This window comes from Kastovskya adunca, from assembly GCF_059505785.1.
On sequence record NZ_JCACLG010000059.1, the window covers coordinates 108,266 to 128,612 of the forward strand.

Annotated in this window: 19 protein-coding genes and 1 pseudogene; 10 read left to right on the forward strand and 10 right to left on the reverse strand. The window is 49.5% G+C overall.

The annotated features are described in order from the left end of the window. Nucleotides 1–122: 122 nt before the first annotated feature. Nucleotides 123–467, reverse strand: coding sequence for a CRISPR-associated ring nuclease Crn3/Csx3 (crn3, locus tag AC5JR3_RS22730; protein WP_495848832.1), 345 nt, complete (start codon nucleotides 465–467; stop codon nucleotides 123–125). Nucleotides 468–829: 362 nt separating this feature from the next. On the opposite strand from crn3, the gene AC5JR3_RS22735 reads away from it, so the two are divergent. Continuing rightward, on the forward strand, nucleotides 830–1,009 hold the full coding sequence (locus AC5JR3_RS22735; RefSeq protein ID WP_495848833.1) for a hypothetical protein: 180 nt from the start codon (nucleotides 830–832) through the stop codon (nucleotides 1,007–1,009). 365 nt (nucleotides 1,010–1,374) lie between these two features. Here the strand turns inward: AC5JR3_RS22735 and AC5JR3_RS22740 are convergent, their stop codons facing one another. From AC5JR3_RS22740 to ruvC, 3 genes are all read right to left on the reverse strand, one after another. Further along, nucleotides 1,375–1,845, reverse strand: a complete 471-nt coding sequence (locus AC5JR3_RS22740) for a nitrate reductase associated protein (RefSeq protein WP_495848834.1) — start codon at nucleotides 1,843–1,845, stop codon at nucleotides 1,375–1,377. A gap of 49 nt (nucleotides 1,846–1,894) precedes the next feature. Continuing rightward, nucleotides 1,895–3,142, reverse strand: a complete 1,248-nt coding sequence (locus AC5JR3_RS22745) for an FtsX-like permease family protein (RefSeq protein WP_495848835.1) — start codon at nucleotides 3,140–3,142, stop codon at nucleotides 1,895–1,897. A 164-nt stretch (nucleotides 3,143–3,306) separates the two neighbouring features. Further along, entirely contained in the window at nucleotides 3,307–3,840 is a 534-nt protein-coding gene (gene ruvC, locus AC5JR3_RS22750) for a crossover junction endodeoxyribonuclease RuvC (protein ID WP_495848836.1), read from the reverse strand. A gap of 303 nt (nucleotides 3,841–4,143) precedes the next feature. Between ruvC and AC5JR3_RS22755 the strand changes: the two genes are divergently transcribed. Further along, on the forward strand, nucleotides 4,144–5,553 hold the full coding sequence (locus AC5JR3_RS22755; RefSeq protein ID WP_495848837.1) for a gluconeogenesis factor YvcK family protein: 1,410 nt from the start codon (nucleotides 4,144–4,146) through the stop codon (nucleotides 5,551–5,553). Between the two features lie 44 nt (nucleotides 5,554–5,597). Then, a complete protein-coding gene (gene tsaE, locus AC5JR3_RS22760) occupies nucleotides 5,598–6,074 on the forward strand; it encodes a tRNA (adenosine(37)-N6)-threonylcarbamoyltransferase complex ATPase subunit type 1 TsaE (RefSeq protein ID WP_495848838.1) in 477 nt (158 codons plus the stop codon). Between the two features lie 275 nt (nucleotides 6,075–6,349). Here the strand turns inward: tsaE and AC5JR3_RS22765 are convergent. Then, nucleotides 6,350–6,688, reverse strand: a pseudogene (locus tag AC5JR3_RS22765) (dihydroorotase); the annotation flags it as partial. Nucleotides 6,689–6,843: 155 nt separating this feature from the next. Here AC5JR3_RS22765 and lepB point away from each other — a divergent pair. Further along, nucleotides 6,844–7,461 (forward strand): signal peptidase I, encoded by a 618-nt coding sequence (lepB, locus tag AC5JR3_RS22770; RefSeq protein ID WP_495848839.1) that lies wholly within the window; start codon nucleotides 6,844–6,846, stop codon nucleotides 7,459–7,461. A 23-nt stretch (nucleotides 7,462–7,484) separates the two neighbouring features. On the opposite strand, the gene AC5JR3_RS22775 is transcribed toward lepB, so the two are convergent. After that, on the reverse strand, nucleotides 7,485–8,786 hold the full coding sequence (locus AC5JR3_RS22775; protein ID WP_495848840.1) for a dihydroorotase: 1,302 nt from the start codon (nucleotides 8,784–8,786) through the stop codon (nucleotides 7,485–7,487). A 45-nt stretch (nucleotides 8,787–8,831) separates the two neighbouring features. Further along, the gene (locus AC5JR3_RS22780; RefSeq protein WP_495848841.1) at nucleotides 8,832–10,208 is read right to left on the reverse strand and encodes a histidine phosphatase family protein; all 1,377 of its coding nucleotides are present in this window, start codon (nucleotides 10,206–10,208) and stop codon (nucleotides 8,832–8,834) included. Nucleotides 10,209–10,477: 269 nt separating this feature from the next. Here AC5JR3_RS22780 and AC5JR3_RS22785 point away from each other — a divergent pair, with 269 nt between their 5' ends. The 3 genes from AC5JR3_RS22785 (at nucleotide 10,478) to AC5JR3_RS22795 (ending at nucleotide 15,681) form a co-directional block, all read left to right on the forward strand. Then, nucleotides 10,478–12,085 (forward strand): CPBP family intramembrane glutamic endopeptidase, encoded by a 1,608-nt coding sequence (locus AC5JR3_RS22785; protein WP_495848842.1) that lies wholly within the window; start codon nucleotides 10,478–10,480, stop codon nucleotides 12,083–12,085. A gap of 356 nt (nucleotides 12,086–12,441) precedes the next feature. Further along, complete coding sequence (locus AC5JR3_RS22790; RefSeq protein WP_495848843.1) at nucleotides 12,442–14,877, forward strand: heavy metal translocating P-type ATPase; 2,436 nt, start codon at nucleotides 12,442–12,444, stop codon at nucleotides 14,875–14,877. A gap of 357 nt (nucleotides 14,878–15,234) precedes the next feature. Then, nucleotides 15,235–15,681 carry an FHA domain-containing protein gene (locus AC5JR3_RS22795; protein ID WP_495848844.1) on the forward strand — a complete coding sequence of 149 codons (447 nt, stop codon included), beginning with the start codon at nucleotides 15,235–15,237 and terminating at the stop codon, nucleotides 15,679–15,681. A 32-nt stretch (nucleotides 15,682–15,713) separates the two neighbouring features. Here AC5JR3_RS22795 and AC5JR3_RS22800 read toward each other — a convergent pair whose 3' ends face one another. Further along, the gene (locus tag AC5JR3_RS22800) at nucleotides 15,714–16,061 is read right to left on the reverse strand and encodes a hypothetical protein (RefSeq protein WP_495848845.1); all 348 of its coding nucleotides are present in this window, start codon (nucleotides 16,059–16,061) and stop codon (nucleotides 15,714–15,716) included. A 314-nt stretch (nucleotides 16,062–16,375) separates the two neighbouring features. Between AC5JR3_RS22800 and tmk the strand changes: the two genes are divergently transcribed. From tmk to AC5JR3_RS22815, 3 genes are all read left to right on the forward strand, one after another. Next, nucleotides 16,376–17,014 carry a dTMP kinase gene (tmk, locus tag AC5JR3_RS22805; RefSeq protein ID WP_495848846.1) on the forward strand — a complete coding sequence of 213 codons (639 nt, stop codon included), beginning with the start codon at nucleotides 16,376–16,378 and terminating at the stop codon, nucleotides 17,012–17,014. A gap of 28 nt (nucleotides 17,015–17,042) precedes the next feature. Continuing rightward, nucleotides 17,043–17,996 (forward strand): DNA polymerase III subunit delta', encoded by a 954-nt coding sequence (holB, locus tag AC5JR3_RS22810; protein ID WP_495848847.1) that lies wholly within the window; start codon nucleotides 17,043–17,045, stop codon nucleotides 17,994–17,996. 137 nt (nucleotides 17,997–18,133) lie between these two features. Next, complete coding sequence (locus AC5JR3_RS22815) at nucleotides 18,134–18,676, forward strand: signal transduction histidine kinase LytS (RefSeq protein WP_495848848.1); 543 nt, start codon at nucleotides 18,134–18,136, stop codon at nucleotides 18,674–18,676. On the opposite strand, the gene bioF is transcribed toward AC5JR3_RS22815, so the two are convergent. Together bioF and AC5JR3_RS22825 are read right to left on the reverse strand one after the other, a co-directional pair. Further along, nucleotides 18,667–19,836 (reverse strand): 8-amino-7-oxononanoate synthase, encoded by a 1,170-nt coding sequence (gene bioF / locus AC5JR3_RS22820; RefSeq protein WP_495848849.1) that lies wholly within the window; start codon nucleotides 19,834–19,836, stop codon nucleotides 18,667–18,669. The genes AC5JR3_RS22815 and bioF overlap by 10 nt on opposite strands. Beyond that, nucleotides 19,833–20,210: a DUF1823 family protein gene (locus AC5JR3_RS22825; protein WP_495848850.1), complete on the reverse strand. Its 378-nt coding sequence runs from the start codon at nucleotides 20,208–20,210 to the stop codon at nucleotides 19,833–19,835. The genes bioF and AC5JR3_RS22825 overlap by 4 nt, the downstream gene beginning before the upstream one ends. Between the last annotated feature and the right edge of the window lie 137 nt (nucleotides 20,211–20,347).

The window sequence follows — 20,347 nt, forward strand, 5'->3', positions numbered from 1 at the left end:
ACAAATAGACCCATTTCCTAAGAGAGCTAATCCAGCTCTCAGGCTTAAGCTGTTAATCGTCAGCACTTGGCAAGCCAGCTTTTTGACTCTCAAAGCGCGATCGCACTTATAGCTATTTTTCCTTAACGCTTGTTCCTAACCGATGCTGGTAGTTCCAGTTTTAATACCTGACTCACTGATACATCGTGGGTATGCGTCGCAACTACCACTGCTCCCAATCGGGGATCGTAGCATCCTACCCAGGTAGCAGGGTGGCACTCATGGACTAGGTAGCCGTATAGCCAAATCGGGCCTTTTCCCTCGATGACAATACCTCGGTTGAACTGCATACCCTCTGGCAGCTTTAGACCCCTAATGTCTGCTGGTGCGATAATGCCGTCCTCCGTCATGATCTGAAAGTGTAGGTGCTGATACGGCAAACCTTCCTGAGTTTGATGAGAAATGACCTCAAGTTGAATCGGGTTCATGGGTACTTCGGTTTTATTTTTAATGACGCTACTCTACCAAAGTGCTGGAAAACCCTGCTTCCAAAGGACAATAGTAGGAGACGTACAGAAACTTTTTTCCTTGTTTGAGCGACTATTTAGTCTTAGCAAGGCTCTGTTAAAGTTTAGTGAAGGTATTGACTTTTGTCAGGAAACATGAGATGCCAAGAACAAGTTCCGTGAAACTACAGGCTGTGTTAAAAAACTAGTGAAGGCTTCCGCAATTATTACCAGGTAGTTATAGCTAATTTGTGGCAAGGTAATAATTAGCATGAAGATCCGAGCGTCACACCGACACGGAAGGCGTCCTTTTTTACATCTCCTCAACAAGTACTTCCCCAACTATGGCTCCTCAACACAACTACAACAAGTTTCCGCTGTGGCAATTTCTCACCCAGCCCGTGTTTGATTCCACAACCAAACTAATTCTTAATCCCCGTCGCTTTTGGGGACGTCACAATATTCGACTCTTGGAACGCTGTTGGGCAAAAGAGTGTAGTTCAAAAGGGCGTTATCGTTCCTGAAAGTCTCCTATGCAACAATTCTGGGTTAGGTGAGTTTGGCACCTAACCCGTTATTTTGTTCCTACTTAATTCTTCATATTGATAACGCCATAGTAGGCTTTGATGATTTAGGCGATCGCTAGCGTAATTTAAATGTTTAATTGCAGCATTACAACGCTTCAACACTATCTATAAAATCATTCTATTTTGGAAAACAAACTAACAATTAATGAGTTCAATAAACCACCGAAAGGAGGGTTATTCTGCTAAAAATTGCTTTTAGCATAGCGAATGCTAATAGATAAAAAGGGCTTTTCCTCCATATTGTGTAGACGCTACGTGGAATTTACCTTACTTAATAGAATGAACTCTTTTTAAGATTGTTCTTAAATGAGGTGAAATTCTTTTAAGGCAGGGAGAAAATTTTTGTTTTCGTGGCTAGGGCGGCTGAGTTTAAGTAAGACAAATCGCTGTAGGGGGGTTAGAGTTGTCCATTGCTCAAGAGTGACAGTCATGTCAGTGACGCTGGCTTGCTCTTGGAGAGTTTCCGGTACGGCGGTGACATTCATCCAAGGGGGATGGGCTTCAACGGGCAAATCTTTTGCTAGTTCACCTGTGTGTTTCAAGACGAGATGATTAAGATAGTCCCGGTAGGCTTTAACTTCCTGTTGGGTTCTATAGGGCATGGTAACGAGTTGCGTGCGTTCTTCCTGACTAAATTGATGCCAGTGGGACAGTTTTAGTTTGATGCCACAAGTGTCAAGTTTGTAGCGGACTTGCATGGGGATGCAGCGCAGGGAATCGACAAAATCGGCTTCAAACTGAAAAAATTCTAAGGGAGAATCAGTTGGTGTCATTGAGTGTTGCTTGCAAACTCTTCGACTTATCTTATGGCATCTAACTTAACTATGCCTTAAATACCATTGCCGGGTCGAGACGGGTGACTTTCTGGATGGCAAAGATAGCAGAACCAATGCACATTGCAACTGTCAGTCCAAAAACAGCGATCGCTGAACCAGGAGTAATCAAAATCAGAATACCTTGAGTGGTATAAGTCCAAGTTACTACGCCATAACATAGCACCATGCCAGGAAGGTAGCCGAGAACTGCCATCCAAAGCGCCTGTTCGATAATCACGCCGTAAAGCTCCCAATCCGACGCGCCCATTGCCTTGAGGGTACCAAACTCTTTGAGATGGTCAGATACGGACGCATAGAGAATTTGAGCAACAATAATTACCCCAACAATAATCCCCACTACAGAACCTAGTCCCAAAATGTAGCCAATTCCTGTACGTTGCTGCCAATACCTCTGAGTCTTTTCAATGAGTTCAGCACGGGTATAGGCACGAGTGTTGGGCAAAGCGGCTTCTAGCTGCTGCTTGAGGGCTTGTAAATCCTGATTTGGCTGGGCGCGAATCAAAACGAAACTGATTACGTCAGAAGCGGCTAGCTTATTGGGAACTGGAAGCGTTTCGGTTGGAGACGAATCCGGGAAGTAGGTGTTGGTGCAGATCAGATTTTGAGAACCTGATGGTAATTCGCAGGATAATTTGGAACTCTGACCGGAGTTTATGTAGGCATTGGCATTTTCTAAAGACGTGAACATGTAGGAATTAGAAATAATAGAGCGATTTCTTTGCGTGAAGCCAACAACCCCTGCTGGTAAGGAATTCACCTCAACAACATCGCCTACCCGATCAACTTTCAAAGAATCCTGATTCGTGGTGTCTACGATAACGCTGTATGGCTCTTTAAGCGCCTGCAAATTGCCTTGAACAAGATTTTTGGGTGTAAATAATTGCCCCTCCGGGTTAAACCCAATCACCCGGACACGGGTAATTTCCTGGCTAGGGCTACGCCACAGTCCACCATTGAAAATAAAAGCTTCAGCTCGCTCAACACCTTTAACCTTTCGCGATTGAATCACATGAGATAGAGGAATTGGTAGGGTGAGTTCCAGTTGTACCAGGCTCTCTGAAGCCACCCAAATATCGGCGTTAGAGTTGTCAACTAGCTGAGCTGTTGAACGGGTGAACCCATTGAAGATCCCTGTTTGAATAGTGACCAAACTAACGGCAAACATAATACCTGCCTGAGCAACAAGGAAGCGAGGAAGGTCTTCAAGCAGGTTTTTCCGAGCAATTGAAACCATAGTAAGGGCGTATAAACGTTAGGGTTGCAGTACAAAATAGGGCGAGAGTAGATAAAAGTATGGCGAGACTTGCCAAGGTAATTGAGAGGCGATCGCTCTTTTAGTCAAGCTGGCTCAGAAGACTGAGTCAGAAAACGAGTCATCGCCCGAGGATTAAAACTCCATCACTCCTCGTGAAACCAGGCGGTTAAAGCGACAGCTAAGGCATCGGCGGCGTCGTCTGGCTTGGGAATGCTTTCTAAACTCAACTCTCGGGCTACGGCTTCTTGCACTTCACGTTTATCCGCGTTGCCGTATCCTGTAAGTGCTTGTTTAACTTGTGCAGGCGTAAACTCAACAAAGGGAACGCTGTGTTGAGCCAAGACCAGCATTAGTACTCCCCGTGCTTGAGCAACGTTGATTGTGCTGCTCATGCGATAGAAAAACAGCTTTTCAATCGCCACTAGATCCGGACGCATCTGCTGCATTAGGGTATGTAAATCTTCATAAATTGTTTGGAGGCGATCGCCTATTTCTGTGCGAGCCGGAGTTTGAATCACGCCGAAATCCAGCAACTGCACTGACTCCGATTGCTGCTCTGGTGTGATTGGGGCAGAATTCCCGGAGGTGACAGCAAGCGTTTTTGCCTTTTGGCAGATAATTGTCCCAAATCCCAAGATAGCTAACCCTGGGTCAAGTCCTAAAATGCGTTGTTCCATTAACCTTGCTGCTTTAAGATACCCGTTTAGTCTGATACTCTGTTGGCGGCGCTTAGTCTAATTGCCGACTGCGTCAATGTATTTGTCAATTCCCAGCCCAACTAACCAAATTACTGATGTTTTAGCGATCGCCCCTTAATTTCATGGCTTAAATTCATCCTGATGAACATTAGCAGCAGTTGGCAAGTAATATGACACCGTTAGCAACAGATCACGCTGAAATATAGTCGTTAGCTTGAGCCGTTCTGCAAAGGAGCGCTCTTTGTCTACCCAATCTTCCGTGTTTCCCGACCTAAATCAGTAATGACCTCAATCAGTTTCTTCAAAAAAGCCCTGCGCACCCTGCGCCATGAGTCGCAAAGTCGAACGCCGCAACGAGTCAATCGCTGGTTTAAATGGTTAGCACCGGGATTGTTTGTCAAGCGTTGGTTGCTTTTGAGCGCGGGTGGTGTTCTGCTCACCAGTCTGGGAGTGGCGATTTGGGTAAAGCTCACTCCGGTGTTTTACTTAATCGAATTTATGGTGGATATCCTAGAGCTGATTACCACCATTATCCCCAGTTACGTCTCTGGCCCCGTGGCAATTATTTTTGGTATTGTCTTGATTTTCTGGGGACAAACCCGAACCCTAGGGTCAATTACTGAAGTACTCAAGCCAGGAAAAGACGCAGAACTGATTGATGTGCTGATGGCGCATCGGAAACTGTATCGAGGGCCAAAAATCGTTGTGGTGGGGGGCGGTACAGGTCTTTCAACCTTACTGAGAGGGCTGAAGGTATACAGCGCTAATATCACAGCCATTGTCACGGTGGCGGATGATGGGGGTTCTAGTGGACGGTTGCGCCGGGAAATTGGCGTCTTGCCACCAGGGGATATCCGCAACTGTTTGGCAGCATTAGCCGACCAGGAAAAGCTGATGACGGAACTATTTCAGTACCGTTTCCGGGCAGGAGATGGGCTGGTGGGTCATAGCTTTGGTAACTTGTTCCTGACGGCGATGAGTGAAATCACGGGGGATTTAGAACGGGCGATCGCGGCAAGTTCTGAAGTGTTGGCGGTGCGAGGACGAGTATTACCTGCAACGTTGAGCGATGTTTGTCTCTGGGCAGAATTAACGGATGGACGACAAATTCAAGGCGAGTCTAACATTACCGCCGCTCTGGGAAAAATCAAAAAAATTGGTTGCATTCCCGAAAACCCTCCCGCCTTACCCGCCGCGCTCAAGGCAATTAAAGAAGCTGACTACATTATTATTGGGCCTGGTAGTCTGTATACCAGCATTATTCCCAATCTCCTAGTCCCAGAAATTGCCAAGGCGATCGCCGCGAGGGCCGTACCCCGCATCTACGTATGCAATATCATGACTCAGGTAGGGGAAACTCAGGGCTATACTGTCTCAGACCACATCCGTGCTATTGATGAGGCATGTGGACAAAAGCTATTTAACGCCGTACTCGTCCATCGGCGATCGCCATCGGCTCTGGCTTTAATTAAATACGCCCAAGAAAACTCCCACCCGGTTTTCCTCGATCGAGACGAAGTTGCAGCCCTAGGGCGGCGCGTCGTTCTGACCAATGTCATGGATGAGGATGAGCAAACTAATCTGGTGCGGCACAATCCCGAACGGTTAGCACGGGTGCTATTGCGCTGGTATAGTCGTGCCGAGACCGAGAAATTGGAGTTGAATCACCGATTATTAAAATTGCCTAGCTGAGGGAGTAATCGGGAGTCAGGGAGGGTACTTACCCCACAAGAGAGATGGTAGAAGAGTCGTTGACAGTTGCACTACATGATGCCGCCGCCACCCATAAACTGGGTGTGGTGCTAGGACAATCTCTGGCTGCTGGTAGCGTAATTTTACTAGCAGGGGATTTAGGGGCGGGTAAGACAACCCTGGTTCAAGGTATTGGAGAAGGGCTAGGGATTACTGAGGCGATCGCTAGTCCCACCTTTACCCTAATTAACGAATATACCGAAGGACAGCTACCCCTCTATCACCTGGATTTGTACCGCTTACAACCTCCAGATGTTTCCGCTTTGTATTTAGAACAGTACTGGGATGGGATTGAAGTAGAACCAGGAATTATGGCAATAGAGTGGGCAGAACGGATGCCAGACTTACCAGAAACTTATCTCAGCATCCAACTGCATTACTCCGCTGATGGCGGACGACAGGCGCAATTAACCGCCGTTGGGGAATTTGAACTCAGTGCCCTATCCCTGTATAAAGACTAGAAGGTATGGGGTGCGCGATCGGTGGCAATAAAGTCAATGACACCATCGAGTAGCGCTTGCCAAAGGACTTCATTAGACCTCTTGCAAAAATGTACCAGACCCCTCCCCAACCCTCCCCTTAGTAAGGGGAGGGGGCAAGATTTCAAGTCTCCCCCCTTACTAAGGGGGGATTAAGGGGGGTCTATTCGACTTATGCAAGAGGTCTATTGTCGTGAGGCGATCGCCAAGGCGGATTCATTTGCGCCAACGTCCCAATCTTTTCGTAAGCACTAGTATTCAATAACATCATCAAGTGCCGCTTGAGTGGTAGTCAGGGGGCGAGTGTTGGGCATTTCCAAAAACGAAGTCACGCCACCCTTAGCACAGGCACAACTAGCCGTGAATAAGTCTTCCTTATGTTCTAGCCCTGGCTCTCGGAAGTGAACTTGTGGGTCAATTACCCCTGGCAACAAAGTTAAACCCTAAGCGTCTATTTCCTTAGTGTTGCTAATGTCAGGCCGTGTAGCTGCCACTTGGATAATTTCACGTCCTGCGGTCTGCACATCTCCTACAAAAATTCACCCGTCGGTAAGAGAATGCGAATTGCGGATTAACAGGCAAGGTTGGGAGGACATAATTAAGATAGATACTAAACTTCAACGCTGCTGTCTATGTATATTTAAGTTTGTACAGTTAAATGTAGACATGATTTTGTTTCCGTTAACGGAATCGCTTCATTACTGACATCGCCCTTCTCGCAATATCCTGACTCTACGGTGATTGAACGCCTATGACTCGCGTGCAGAAACAAGATCCTGAGAAACAGCCCCTCCAATCGGTTGAAAATCCTTGGGTAGAACTACTCAAAACCTTAACCTTGAGTGGCATTCTCGCCTTTGGTATTCGCAGCTTTGTTGCCGAAGCGCGTTACATTCCCTCAGGGTCGATGTTACCAACACTACAGATCAATGACCGCCTGATTATCGAAAAGGTGAGCTACAACTTTCGGAGTCCAGAGCGGGGTGACATTGTTGTATTTTCACCCACGGATACTCTCAAGCAGCAAAATTTTAAAGATGCTTTTATCAAACGGGTGATTGGTCTACCGGGAGAAAAGGTAGAGGTAAAAGGGGGACGGGTGTATGTCAACGATCAACCTCTGCGAGAGAACTATATTGAGGAGCGACCTGAGTACAACTATGGGCCTGTGACAGTAACGGCAGACCAATATCTGGTACTAGGAGACAATCGCAATAACAGTTACGACTCTCACTACTGGGGTTTTGTCCCCCGCGATAGAATTATTGGTCGGGCGGCTGTGCGCTTTTGGCCTCTCAATCGGGTTGGTGACATCGATCCTCAGCCAGTGTATCAAGTAGAGCAATCGGCACTAATGCAGATCCGGTAGTTAGGTAAACGGTTCCTTTGATATTACCGTTCACACCAAGTTTTCAAGACGCGCCCTGTCAATTGTTTTCCTAGCCAAGGGGTGTTGACAGAGAGAGAATTGAGGCTTTGTCGGTCTACTCTCCAGGTGGCTTGGGGGTCGAAGAGTGTTAATTCCGCAGGTTCACCAGGAGCGATCGCTCCCGGTTTAGTCTGCAAACACTGGGCAGGGTTAGTACTTAAGCATCGCCATAATGTCACCGCAGACCATTTGCCTGGGGTGACTAAGTTCTCCCACAGCAACGGTAAGGCTAACTCTAAGCCAATGACGCCGGGGGGTGCTTCGGCAAAGGCAACCGTTTTTTCTTCGTAGGTGTAGGGAGTGTGGTCGATAGCGATCGCCTCAATGACTCCCGACTTTACTGCCTCCAGTAGTGCCTGCTGGTCTCTGGGAGTGCCCAGAGGGGGCTCTAGGCGTAAGTTGGGTTCATAACTCCCTACAGCTTCTGTATTGAGCAGCAGGTGCATCCAGGTCGTGCTTGCCGTTATCGGTAAGCCCCGCGCCTTGGCATCTTGAAGTAATTCCACACCGCGACGGGTGGAAACACGCATGATGTGTACGGGAGTGGCGATCGCTTCTACCACTTCCAGCAGGGCAGCTAAAGCCGCCGATTCAGCAATGGCGGGATTTCCTGGTAGCCCAAAGCGGAGCGATGCAGAACCTTCTCGCATCACCCCATTGCCCTGTAGCTGCTGGCTGCAAGCCCACAAAGCGACAGGCTGATTGAGAGGACGCAAATACTCCAACACCCGACGCAGCATCCCTAAATTGGACAAAGGACGCCCATCAGCAAAGCCAACGACTCCGGCGGCGGCTAACTCCGCCAGTTCCGTCATCTGTTGTCCAGCAATATCCTGGGTGATGGCACCCCAGAAATGAAAGAGCAGAGGTGCAGCGGGGCGGGGGGGTAGGGAGGCTGTTTTTCCATTTATCCCCAGCAACTTCTGACGTAGCATCGCCAATCCCCCTGGATTATCGATGGGCGGCATTGTATCCGGGAGCAGGGCGAGGCGTGTAAAACCGCCTGCTGCTGCTGATGAGGTGAGAGAATCCAAAGTTTCTCGTTCTTCAAAGCCGGGTTCTCCAGAGTGACTGTAGAGGTCTACCAATCCTGGGCCCAAAATTAGCCCCTGGCAATCCCGCACCGTCGTCTCAGCCGGAACATCAGCCATCTCTGTCTCAACCGCTTTGATTACACCATCAGCGATCAGAACATCAGCAAGGCGATCGCTGTCAGAAACAGGATCTAGTACCCGAACTTGTCGCAGCAATTCGCTGTTAGTCATTTGTCATTAGTCATGCTGATTAGTTTTTCTCTCCTCGCCCAATTTCTACAACGCCCCAGCCGCCGTTTTATCGAGGACACTTCCCGATAGATGGGTGGTGATGTTCATCGCTTGGAGTACGGGTATCCCTTCTCGTCCTTGGGGATAGTCAATCACGGTGACTGCGCCGTTACCTTGTTTGATTGCCCAGATATCAGCCGGGGTGAGTCCTAGTAAGTAGCAGAGAATGACTTTGTTGATCGCATCGTGAGCCACGACTAAACCTGTGGGGAATTGAGATTGAGTCGCCTTTTCTGCGGCATTTGTGAGGATGTCATGCCAAGCGGCGATCGCTCTATCCCAAACTTGCTGCAAATTTTCCCCTTCTGGCATCTGCACAGTTTCGGGAGCCACTTGCCACTGATGGAGTAAGTCTGGGTACACGTCTCTAATTTCTGACTCCAGTTTTCCTTCCCACAGTCCGTGACTAATTTCACTTAATTCAGCGTGCAGTTGCAGCGAGACACCCGGATGAGACTGCAAAATAATTTCCGCCGTCTCTTTGGGACGCTGCATCGGGCTACTCACGGCAAAATCAATCGTGACATCTTTGAGGAATTCTGCCACTTTCGCCCCTTGCTTACGACCATTGTCATTGAGAGGGACATCAATTTGTCCTTGGAAGCGAGAGGCGCGGTTCCAATCGGTTTCGCCATGGCGTACCAACAGCAAACGGAATCCAGGGGCTGTTGTTTTTTGATGGCTTTCCACGCGCGGTGCGGGCAAAGAGACTCCTAAGTGGGCTGTTTGATTTAGGGACTCTAACTGCACCTGTTCGCCCCATCCTCCAAAGAAGTTGAGGACATTGATACCACAGTTAGATTGCTGAATCGAGTGGTAACGGGCGGGAGAGATTCCCAAAGCAGTGCTGATGATGGCACGGTTGATGCCGTTATGGGCAACGATGAGAATCGTTTGTCCCTGATGGCGGGAGAGAATATCTTGCCAGAACTGCTTGGCTTGTTCATATAGTGCCAGCACAGGGAAATGGTCTTTTGAAGAGCCATCAGCCGAGGGAATAACCATCCGAAATTCATCCGGGTGTTCTTTCCAGCAGCGATAGTCATCAGCAAATTTCTGCTGCACCTCCTGCTTTTGGAGCTTTTCCCAAAGTGGCAAATCCACTTCCATCAGTTGATCTGCCACTTGGAGCTTGGGGGGAGAGGCTAAACAAGATAGGATGATTTCTGCTGTCTGAAGCGCTCGTTGCAGAGGACTGCTGTAGAAGGCATCAAAGGTGAGGCTACTCAATGCAGCACCGACTTGGCGGGCATCAGCCTGACCTTTTTCTGTTATGACCGACTCATCGCAGCGGCCTTGAATTCTCCGCTCGGTGTTGTAGCTGCTTTGTCCATGACGCACGATAATGACGCGAGTAGCCAATCTTCTATTCCTCCCATCGTTAGTAAACTAACAGTCTCTTGCACTTTTAAGACAAGTGGCAGCATCGAACACCACAAAAGTCAGGGTTATTGTAACTCGCAAGCGGACATCAACCGGGTCGTGGTTTGGTTAAATCGTGCTTGTTGGCAATTTACCGATTTTTGTCATGAGGGGGATGAGTAGTAACGGAAGTTGTAAACAGGATTGGAGAGGAATACAGCACCTAGGGTGTGATTTTTCTGGCGTTGCAGTCTTTTTAAGGGGATTTCATGAGCATTAAGACCATTAAGCGATTGGTTTTGGTTTTGCTGACCGTTGTGGCGATCGCCCAAGTTGGGCTGTCTCTTGTAGAAAGTTGGGGACAGCCTCAAATTCAGAGCCGCTTGCAACTCTACCAAACTAATCTCATCCTGCACGCAGCAGAGTTACAGGATGACAAGCCACCTAATGGCTCAGGCGCAGACATCGCCAACGCTCGTACCGCATTACTGGGACAAAACCCCTTTGAAACAGCTCAAAAGCAATATCAGGATGCTCGTGAAGAAGCGCAAACCAACCTGAAAACGATCCAGGCAAAACTTGCGCCGTCTGTAGCCCCCGCCTCAACAGATACCTCCGACTCGCAGAGCCAGTATCCTCCCGTGTCTGAAGCTTCGGCGCAGCAGCCACAAAGGCAACAATCCGCCTCTCAGGTGGGAAAGTTGTTAGCTGAGTTGGATGTGCGGATTGGTATTCTACAAGCCCAGCAAGGGAAAACCACAGAAGCGATCAACACCTGGACTCAGTTTATCGAGCAGGCTGAAACTCAGGAGTCTGAGACAGCCTTGACAAAGACAGCCGCAGTATTAATCGGATTGTGGAGCGAACCGTCGCGTCTGCTTCCCGATGCTGAGTCCCAGATTCAACAGAACTTAGATAGTTGGTTTCGCTATCGGGCATTAACAAAACTGTATAAGTTGCAGCAGCGTCAAGAGGCATTGTCAGCGCTGCAAGCCCAAGAACAAGAAGTTGCGGAAAAAGCCGCTGTTAAGTTAGCGATTGTGGGCGGTATTCCGGCGATTGGGGGAGTGCTGGGGGTAGGAACATTGGTCTTTTTGGCGGCGCAACTGTTGCTGCAAGGGAAACAATCGCTTTTATCTAACAACAGCGAACTTACCTGGACAACCCCTTGGGATTGGGAGACGATTTGGCAGGTTCTCATCTTTGGCTTTTTCTTTATCGGGCAGATATTACTGCCGTTGATATTTGGATTGGTATTCAATTCATTAGGCTCTAATCCGGCTACTTTTGGCGTGCGGATGAAAGCCATTTATGTGATGCTCAGTTACCTGCTACTCGCCGGGGGCGGCTTACTGGTGCTGTACATCTCTGTGAAGCCGTATTTCCCCCTACCCGAAGGTTGGTTTCGGTTTCAGTGGCGAGGTGGATGGATTTTATGGGGAGTTGGCGGTTACTTCGCTGCCCTACCGTTGGTGGTGCTGGTATCGCTGATTAATCAACAAATCTGGAAGGGACAAGGTGGTAGCAATCCGATTTTGCCCTTGGCGTTAGAGGGACGAGATAGCGTTGCCTTGTCGATCTTTTTCTTAACCGCATCAGTGGCGGCACCTGCCTTTGAGGAAATTATTTTTCGCGGATTTTTATTACCCTCACTGACGCGATATATGCCAATTTGGGGGGCAATTGTCGCCAGTAGTTTTTTGTTTGCGATCGCTCACCTAAGTCTTTCGGAAGTTTTACCCTTAGCGACCTTAGGAATGATTTTGGCAGTGGTATATACGCGATCGCGTAATCTGTTTGCCCCAATGCTGCTCCATAGTCTCTGGAATGCGGGGACACTCCTGAGCCTTTATGCCTTAGGTAGCGGCGTCAACTAATCTTGAGTCCTGAGTCGGAAAGAAAGTATGAAGGGTGAAGGGTGAAGTATGAAGGGTGAAGTATGAAGGGTGAAGTATGAAGGGTGAAGTATGAAGGGTGAAAGAGGTTATTGGTTCTCCTCTGCTCCTCTGCTCCTCTGCTCCTCTGCTCCTCTGCTCCCCCGCTCCTCTGCTCCCCCGCTCCCCCGCTCCCCCGCTCCCCATTCCCTCATCTCCCTCTGAGGTGCAAAGAAGTCATTTGCTGACCAATGATATACATAGAGACAGAGCTGGCAGCAGAGGTTTAGAGAGTCTTGCCCTCCAACGCGCTCTCGACTTGCCACCTCAGAGAATTTTTCGCAGGAATCACACCTCTTATGGATCAATCTTCATTGCTAGACCCTTCCTCGCCGAGTCCTGTCCGGGATGCCTCGGTAGAAACCCTTGCCCTGGATGTCACAGGCATGAAGTGTGCCGGGTGTGTCAGTGTTGTCGAACGACAATTGGGTAAGCATCCCGGTGTTGTGAATGCGCGGGTCAATCTGGTGACAGAGGTGGCAGTTGTTGAGTATGAAGCGGGTGTAGTCGATCCCAATGCTCTGGCCCAACAGCTTACTCAAAGCGGATTTCCGTCCCAACTCCGTTATCCTCAAGGACACAAAGCTACCGGGGAAGAGGGCGCATCTGTTCCCAGCTTAGCCGAGCGGCGTCAGCAGGAAAACCGCGACCAAATCCGACGATTGAGCGTTGCGGGCATTTTGATCGCCCTCTCGATCATCGGTCACATTGGACACTGGTTCGGCGCACCGATGCTGCCCGTGTTGAGCAACATTTGGTTTCACTGGGGACTAGCAACCCTGGCTTTAGTTGGCCCCGCCCGTAGCATTATCATCAATGGCGCACAAGGGTTGTGGCATCGAGCGCCCAACATGAACAGCTTAGTCGGGCTAGGAGCGCTGACTGCCTACAGTACAAGCTGTGTAGCGTTACTATTTCCCCAACTCGGTTGGGAGTGCTTCTTTGAGGAACCCGTCATGCTGCTGGGCTTTATCTTACTGGGGCGTACCTTGGAGCAACGAGCGCGAGGACGAGCATCAGCGGCGTTTGAGTCCTTACTAGCTCTCCAGCCCCAGATTGCCCACTTAATTGGTGCCGCCGATGCGGAGCAAGCGGGAATTGAGATTCCCGTTGAGCAAGTGCGAGTTGGGGAGTGGCTGCGGGTGCTTCCGGGTGAAAAAATCCCGGTGGATGGAGAAGTGGTGGCTGGGGAAACCTTGGTTGACGAGTCGATGCTGACGGGGGAACCTGTCCCTGTTGCTAAACGACCGGGAGACGCCGTTGCGGCTGGTACGACTAATCAATCGGGAGCGGTAGCAATTAAAGCGACCCGCACGGGTGAAAACACGACCTTAGCGCAGATTGTGACGTTGGTGGAGGAGGCGCAAACTCGTAAGGCACCTGTACAGAAATTGGTAGATACGGTTGCGGGTTACTTTACCTACGGAGTTTTGGGCGTTGCGACGTTGACGTTCCTCTTTTGGTATTTTGCGGGAACTGAGATTTGGCCAGAAGTGCTGGATTTGGGCAGTTTTATGCCCACAATGGCTGACTCAATGCCACAGATGGGTGCTGAGGCTTACCGGATGACACCGTTGCTGTTGAGTTTAAAGTTAGCGATCGCGGTTTTAGTAATTGCCTGCCCCTGCGCCCTGGGTTTAGCGACGCCGACTGCGATTTTAGTCGGTACTAGTCTGGGTGCCGAACGAGGGCTGTTAATTAAAGGAGGCGATGTCCTCGAACAAGTCCATCAAACTCAAACCATCGTTTTTGATAAAACAGGCACCCTCACCAGCGGTAATCCCACCGTGACGGACTGCTTAGGAATGGTTGATCATTTAGACGCCACAAAGCTCCTGCAACTGGCTGCCACGGCTGAAAGCGGCACCAATCACCCCTTGGGGACGGCAATTGAACAAGCCGCACGACAGCAAGCACTTCCCCGACTAGCCGCAGAGAATTTTTACACGGAAGCTGGGTTGGGAATTTCCGCACGGGTGGAAGGTCAGTCGGTGTTGTTGGGGAATGCGGACTGGTTGCAGCAGCAAGGAGTAACGATCAGCCCTCAGGCGCAAGGGAAAGTTGCCGCCTTAGCAGAGGAGGGGAAAACAGTAGTCTATGTGGCGGTAGATGGCTGGCTGGCAGGACTAATTGCGGTGACGGATATCGTCAGAAGTGATGCCCAAGAAACTGTTGCTAGCCTGCAAGCGCTGGGATTTCGGGTGATGATGCTGACTGGCGATCGCCTAGAGGCAGCGCAGGCGATCGCTCTACAAGTCGGCATTGCAGCGGCAGATATCATTGCTGAGGTTCGTCCCGATGGCAAAGTAGACGCGATCGCTAAACTGCAAGCGGCAGGACAGCGGGTTGTCATGGTAGGAGATGGCATTAATGATGCCCCAGCGTTAGCCCAAGCAGATGTCGGAATTTCTCTCCATGCTGGCACTGATGTCGCCAGAGAAACCGCCGGAATTATTCTGATGCGGGTGACGGCTGGGCGCTCTGAAGATGTGCGCTTGTTGGATGTTGTCGAAGCAATCCGCCTCTCTCGTGCCACCTTCAACAAAATTCGCCAAAATCTCTTCTGGGCATTTGCCTACAATGTCCTAGGAATTCCCGCCGCCGCCGGAGTGCTACTACCTAGCTTGGGGATTATTCTTAACCCTGCTGCCGCTGGGGCTTTGATGGCATTTAGTTCTGTTAGTGTGGTGACCAACTCTTTGTTACTACGTCGCACCTTCAAATCCCGAAATTGAGCGGCAGAAGCGATGAATTAGGAGAATTTCTAAAATTGACAAATATTGCACACTCTACAGAGGGGTAATAGGTTGTGCCAAAATAAAACTTGTTGCAACGAAAACAATTCAGGGTAGCAGAATCAGCGCGGATAGACCGCTATTTTTCCTGTGATACGTTACAGAAAATCAGGCTCAAAATGTTCCTTCCTACTGTCTTCAGAAATGCCGACTATTATTGATTCAATGAGTGCCCAATTGCTACAGGACAATTGGGGAACTAGGACACTCATTGAGACAAATCAGTAGAAAAGGTGCCACGGTGAGTAAACTAAGAGCTTTTTCTAACCCTACCTCACTCCCTATTCGGATTTTTCAATGTCAGCACAACAAAATTACCAACACTTATTAATTCTTGAAGACGATAAGGGGCGTAAAGAATTTCCCTTAGAGGACTCTCTCTATTCCATTGGTAGAGACCAAAAGTGCGATATCCGTCTGTGTTCCCAGTTCGTCTCGCGCCGACATGCTACGTTGATGCGGCGAGTCCGTGAGGACGGTACGCACTACTACCGGATTGTTGATGGCAATCTCAAAGGCAAAAGTAGTGCTAACGGCTTATTGATTAATGGTCGCAAGCTTCACTCTCAACAGGCTCACGACTTGGAGGATAAGGATGAAATTGTCTTTGGTCCCCAAGTCAGCGCCGTCTATTACTTATTGAAGCGGGAAACTGTTCCGACTGGCCCACCTGATGAATTCGATATCACCCTAATTAGCCCCGGTATGATTGACGATCCAGACGAGTTTAGCTCTTGGCATTAAAGGGACAAACAGGATTTTCAGTTCCTTGTCCGTTACCCAGCCACACTTTCTAGCAGTTGCCAATGACGATTTTCGGCGATCGCTTCATGTACCAGTTGAAACATCTGGTGACAGTGATTGTCTATCTGCAATGGCAACTCTTCGTTTTTAATGACAAAATTCATCCGCACTTCCTGCTCAGTTGCGGTTGAACGGTCGATTAGAACTTCCACCGTCACCAACTTGGCAAAGGCAACCTGTCCAGGAATTTCCCGCGCCATTAAATAGTCGTTGGTATCGTAGATGATATCAAAATTACATGATTGCAACACTTCAATGAGAGTTTCTTGAAGGTGATCGAGAGAAACTGCGAGCGTGAAAGAACAAGTGTAGCGAGCCATAAACAACTCCGGGTGTCAAACGCCTTCCTCAATGACCCTCCTATCATATCGAACCTCTGGTGAGGGACATGGCAGGGAGAGTAGAGAACAGACAGAAGCTAAGTGCTATTAGCTTCTAGCATATTAATGGTTGATCAGGATATAGGGGACACTCCCTGGCAATTTTCTACGGAACTGCTGTACCTAAAGCTCTAGAGGAGCAGGGGAGGGGGTTCTGTCGCTTTTTTTCGGTTTTGAGCCAGGAGAATTAACCAAGCGGATTTGATAGTAAGATGGAGCGTCTCTACAAATGTTAACAAAGCAGGACGGGGGAAATGCAAGGGCGACTGATTGTATTTGAGGGCGTCGAGGGGAGTGGCAAAACAACTCAACTAGGCGCGATCGCCAGTTGGCTAAAGAATAAAGTTTCTCCTGTACCCGTTGTGGTGACGCAGGAACCTGGAGGTACAGAGTTAGGTAGTGCGCTGCGTCAACTGTTGCTCCAAAAACAAACCTTCCCGCTCCACGATCGAGCCGAATTATTTTTATTCGCGGCGGATCGCGTTCAACATGTAGAGGAAGTCCTCAAGCCTCAACTAGAGCAGGGGTCGATTATTTTATGCGATCGCTACGTCGAATCTACTATTGCTTACCAGGGTTACGGAAGAGGCTTGAGCCTGGATCTAATTCATCAGCTTAATCAGTTAGCAACAGTTGGGTTGACAAGCGACCTGACTCTCTGGCTGGATGTCGAGATCAAAATTGGGTTAACAAGGGCAAAAAATAGAGGCGTTGCTGACCGCTTGGAACAAGCCGCCCTCACCTTCCACTCGTCAGTGCAGCAAGGTTATCGAGAACTCGCCCAAGCCCACCCGGAAAGGATTGTCCCCATTGATGCCAGTGGCAGCCAGGAAGCCGTAACTGCCCGGATTCAGGAAGTTTTGGAGCAAAAACTGACCGAGTGGTATGGCTAGGGAGCATTTGAGAGGGGAGAGCTGATTGATGAATGGGTTTGAGGGATTGATTGGGCAATCACAGGCGATCGCGTTACTACAAGGAGCCGTAGCCGCAAATCGCCTTGCTCCAGCTTATCTGTTTGCTGGCCCTCCGGGTGTGGGGCGGAGTCTGGCGGCGCAGGCGTTTGTGGAACTGCTGTTTTGTACCGGGGTGAGCGCCGATAAGCAGAAATTAATTCACAAGCGCTTGCGGCAGGGAAATCACCCGGATGTGTTGTGGGTGGAACCTACCTATCTGCACAACGGGGTACGCTTATCAGCGAGGGAAGCGGCAGAAAAAAACCTCAAGCGCAAGGCACCTCCCCAAATTCGCTTAGAACAAATTCGGGAAATTGCTCAGTTTCTCGGTCGTTCGGCATTAACAGCCCCTCGTAAAATTGTCGCCATCGACCAAGCCGAGATGATGGCAGAGGCGGCGGCAAATGGTTTGCTGAAAACCTTAGAAGAACCGGGTAAGGCGACGATTATTTTGATTGCCCCCGGTGCCGATGCCTTGTTACCAACCCTGGTATCTCGTTGTCAGCGGATTCCCTTTTCCCGCTTGGCGCTGGAGGATATGGAGCAAGTGCTGAGAAAAACCGGACAAGAGGAGATTTTGCAGGAACGAGCTGTGTTAGAGATTGCCCAAGGCAGTCCGGGAGAAGCGATCGCGGCTTGGCAACAACTCCAAGTTATTTCCCCCGATCTTCTCAAGCGCTGCACCCAGTTTCCCAAAACCCCTCGCATCGCCCTAGAACTTGCCCGTGATATTGACTCATCCCTCGATACAGAAGCTCAGTTGTGGTTGGTAACCTATCTCCAGCACAGCTACTGGCGGACGCGATCGCACCCGGCGCTCGTGACAAAGCTAGAGCAAGCGAGAAAATCTCTTCTCAGTTATGCTCAGCCGCGCCTGGTGTGGGAAGTAACCTTGCTGGAATTATCTCAATTTGCGGTTTGATAAAAGCTGAATGCTTTCCCTCAGGACTGATGAAAAATTAAAAAAAACTTCTGAAGTAAGATCAAGCCATTGAGGTCTTCAAAAAATAGTTTTAAGGTTCAAAATCATCTATTTATCCCCATTTTTGGCAGAAAAATATGGCATTTAGTCAAACTGTTCGTGCGGTTGGCGTCTTTTCAACGCGCCAAGATACAGAAGACGCACTGAATAAATTAAAAAACTCAGGTTTTCCCATGCATCAAGTTTCTGCGATCGCGCAAAACCTTGAAGGAGACAATGAAATTGCCGGAGTAGAGGTAACAAGCCAAGATAACAAGGCAACGGGGAAAGGCGCTGTTGTTGGTACGGCGGCGGGTGGTATGACAGGAGGGCTGATCGGCATTATCGGCGCTTTGATGACCCTTACTGTGCCGGGAGTTGGCCCGGTTGTGGCAGGTGGTGCGATCGCCTCTATCTTGGGGGACGCTTTGATTGGCGGTGCCGTTGGTGCAACGACGGGTGGAATAGTCGGTGCCTTTACAGGGCTAGGCATTCCAGAAGAGCAATCTCGAATTTACAACGAGCGACTGCTCAAAGGTAATCATTTAGTGATTATTGAAGGTACGCTGGCAGAAATTGACCGCGCTACTGCCATTTTCAGTCAGCAAAATCTTTTGGAGTGGGAGGTCTATCAATCCTGAATTTCCCTCAAAGCGGTGACGAGTTGCTGAAGCTGACTCGGCTCGTGAGTTGCCATCAAAGTCATCCGAATGCGGCTGGTAGGGACTGTAGGAGGGCGGATAGCGGGGGCAAAAATGCCTGCGGTTTTGAGGTATTGTCCGGCTTTGAGAGCTGTAGCGGGACTGTTGAGTTGCAGGCAAAGAATGGGTGAGTTTGAGGGCAAAAGTTTAAGCTCAGGGAGTTGCTGGGCAATTAACTGCTTGAGGGTATGCGTATTGTGCCAAAGCTGAGCACGGCGTTCCGGTTCTTGTTGGATAACTTTGATCGCCGCTAAGGCAGCAGCCGTATCTGCGGGTGTTAGTCCCGTAGTGTAAATCCAGCTAGGGGAACGATTGCGGAGGAAATCGATCAGGGAGGCAGAACCGGCAACATAGCCACCTAAACTCCCTAAGGCTTTGCTCAGGGTGCCAACTTGAATTAAAGGTTGCCCGGTGCAGCCAAAGTGTTCTACACAACCTGCACCCTGATGACCAAGAACACCAGTGGCATGAGCTTCATCGACTAGTACCATGCAATCGTAGGCTTGGGCGAGTTCCAATAGTTGGAGTAAGGGGCATAAGTCGCCATCCATACTAAAGACGCTATCGGTGATGATCAGGCAGCGGCGATAGTGCTGTCGGTGCTGATGGAGCTGGGTTTGCAGGTGTTCAATATCGCAGTGGCGATACTCTACAACCATTGCACCACTGAGGACTGCACCGTTTTTGAGGCTGGAGTGATTGTACTGGTCGGAAAGTATGAAATCGCGTTTGCCGACAACCGCCGCGATCGCCCCTAAATTTGCCAGGTATCCTGAACTAAATACCAGAGCGTCTTCCGTTTGTTTGAGAGCCGCGATCGCTGTTTCCAATTCCCGATGTAGTTCTCGATGTCCGCTGACTAATCGCGAACCTGTGCTACCTGTGCCATATACCTGCGTCGCCTCAACGGCTGCTGCGATCAAACGTTCGTCGCCCGCTAGCCCTAGGTAGTCATTACTGGCGAAATTCAGTAGCGATCGCCCCTCCATCTGCACAACCGCTCCAGAACGCCCCTGAATCGCCTGCACCGAACGGTACCAATCAGCCCGATGAATTACCCTGAGAGATTCTTCTAGCCACGCGTAGGGATTAGCCGTCACTCTGCTGTTGTACCTGTTTGCTTCAAATAGCTCAACAACCAATTGGCAGCGGTGGCTCGTCGCGTCTGTCGGGGCCCAAATTCACCAATTTTGTAACCTTTAAAGCCTAGCTGTTCTTTTAGGAGCTGTTTATTTTCTGCTGGTATCGAGCGCGTCAGCTTCACTGTGGCAGGACGGTTTTCAATAAAATCTGGAGGCTCAGGATAATCCTCTTTCCACTGAGCATCCGCATTACTAGCATCCCAACGATCAGTCGCCGCATCATAGCGGTATCCCAAGCCTTGCCACACCAGTTGGTTGACTGTCCCATCCTCAATTTCATCTTTGAGAATTGCCCAAATCGTATCGGTAGTTAGCGGTGGTAAGTTAGACATAAGCTGTGTATAACGTTTATTTTATAAAGAGCAAAACAGACATACAGTTTTTGGGATCTCAACAGCAAGGGAATGGAGAGCCGGGAGCCTCACAGGTGTAGGTTTTTTACAAAAGAGAGAAGGGCAAAAGTGGAGGA

Coding starts and splice junctions, on each gene's coding strand:
- tsaE (WP_495848838.1), top strand. CDS start 5,598: ATGGTAGAAGAGTCGTTGACAGTTGCACTACATGATGCCGCCGCCACC.
- AC5JR3_RS22740 (WP_495848834.1), bottom strand. CDS start 1,845: ATGACACCAACTGATTCTCCCTTAGAATTTTTTCAGTTTGAAGCCGAT.
- ruvC (WP_495848836.1), bottom strand. CDS start 3,840: ATGGAACAACGCATTTTAGGACTTGACCCAGGGTTAGCTATCTTGGGA.
- AC5JR3_RS22755 (WP_495848837.1), top strand. CDS start 4,144: ATGACCTCAATCAGTTTCTTCAAAAAAGCCCTGCGCACCCTGCGCCAT.
- AC5JR3_RS22795 (WP_495848844.1), top strand. CDS start 15,235: ATGTCAGCACAACAAAATTACCAACACTTATTAATTCTTGAAGACGAT.
- holB (WP_495848847.1), top strand. CDS start 17,043: ATGAATGGGTTTGAGGGATTGATTGGGCAATCACAGGCGATCGCGTTA.
- AC5JR3_RS22825 (WP_495848850.1), bottom strand. CDS start 20,210: ATGTCTAACTTACCACCGCTAACTACCGATACGATTTGGGCAATTCTC.
- AC5JR3_RS22785 (WP_495848842.1), top strand. CDS start 10,478: ATGAGCATTAAGACCATTAAGCGATTGGTTTTGGTTTTGCTGACCGTT.
- lepB (WP_495848839.1), top strand. CDS start 6,844: ATGACTCGCGTGCAGAAACAAGATCCTGAGAAACAGCCCCTCCAATCG.
- AC5JR3_RS22745 (WP_495848835.1), bottom strand. CDS start 3,142: ATGGTTTCAATTGCTCGGAAAAACCTGCTTGAAGACCTTCCTCGCTTC.
- AC5JR3_RS22775 (WP_495848840.1), bottom strand. CDS start 8,786: ATGACTAACAGCGAATTGCTGCGACAAGTTCGGGTACTAGATCCTGTT.
- AC5JR3_RS22815 (WP_495848848.1), top strand. CDS start 18,134: ATGGCATTTAGTCAAACTGTTCGTGCGGTTGGCGTCTTTTCAACGCGC.
- crn3 (WP_495848832.1), bottom strand. CDS start 467: ATGAACCCGATTCAACTTGAGGTCATTTCTCATCAAACTCAGGAAGGT.
- tmk (WP_495848846.1), top strand. CDS start 16,376: ATGCAAGGGCGACTGATTGTATTTGAGGGCGTCGAGGGGAGTGGCAAA.
- AC5JR3_RS22790 (WP_495848843.1), top strand. CDS start 12,442: ATGGATCAATCTTCATTGCTAGACCCTTCCTCGCCGAGTCCTGTCCGG.
- AC5JR3_RS22800 (WP_495848845.1), bottom strand. CDS start 16,061: ATGGCTCGCTACACTTGTTCTTTCACGCTCGCAGTTTCTCTCGATCAC.
- AC5JR3_RS22735 (WP_495848833.1), top strand. CDS start 830: ATGGCTCCTCAACACAACTACAACAAGTTTCCGCTGTGGCAATTTCTC.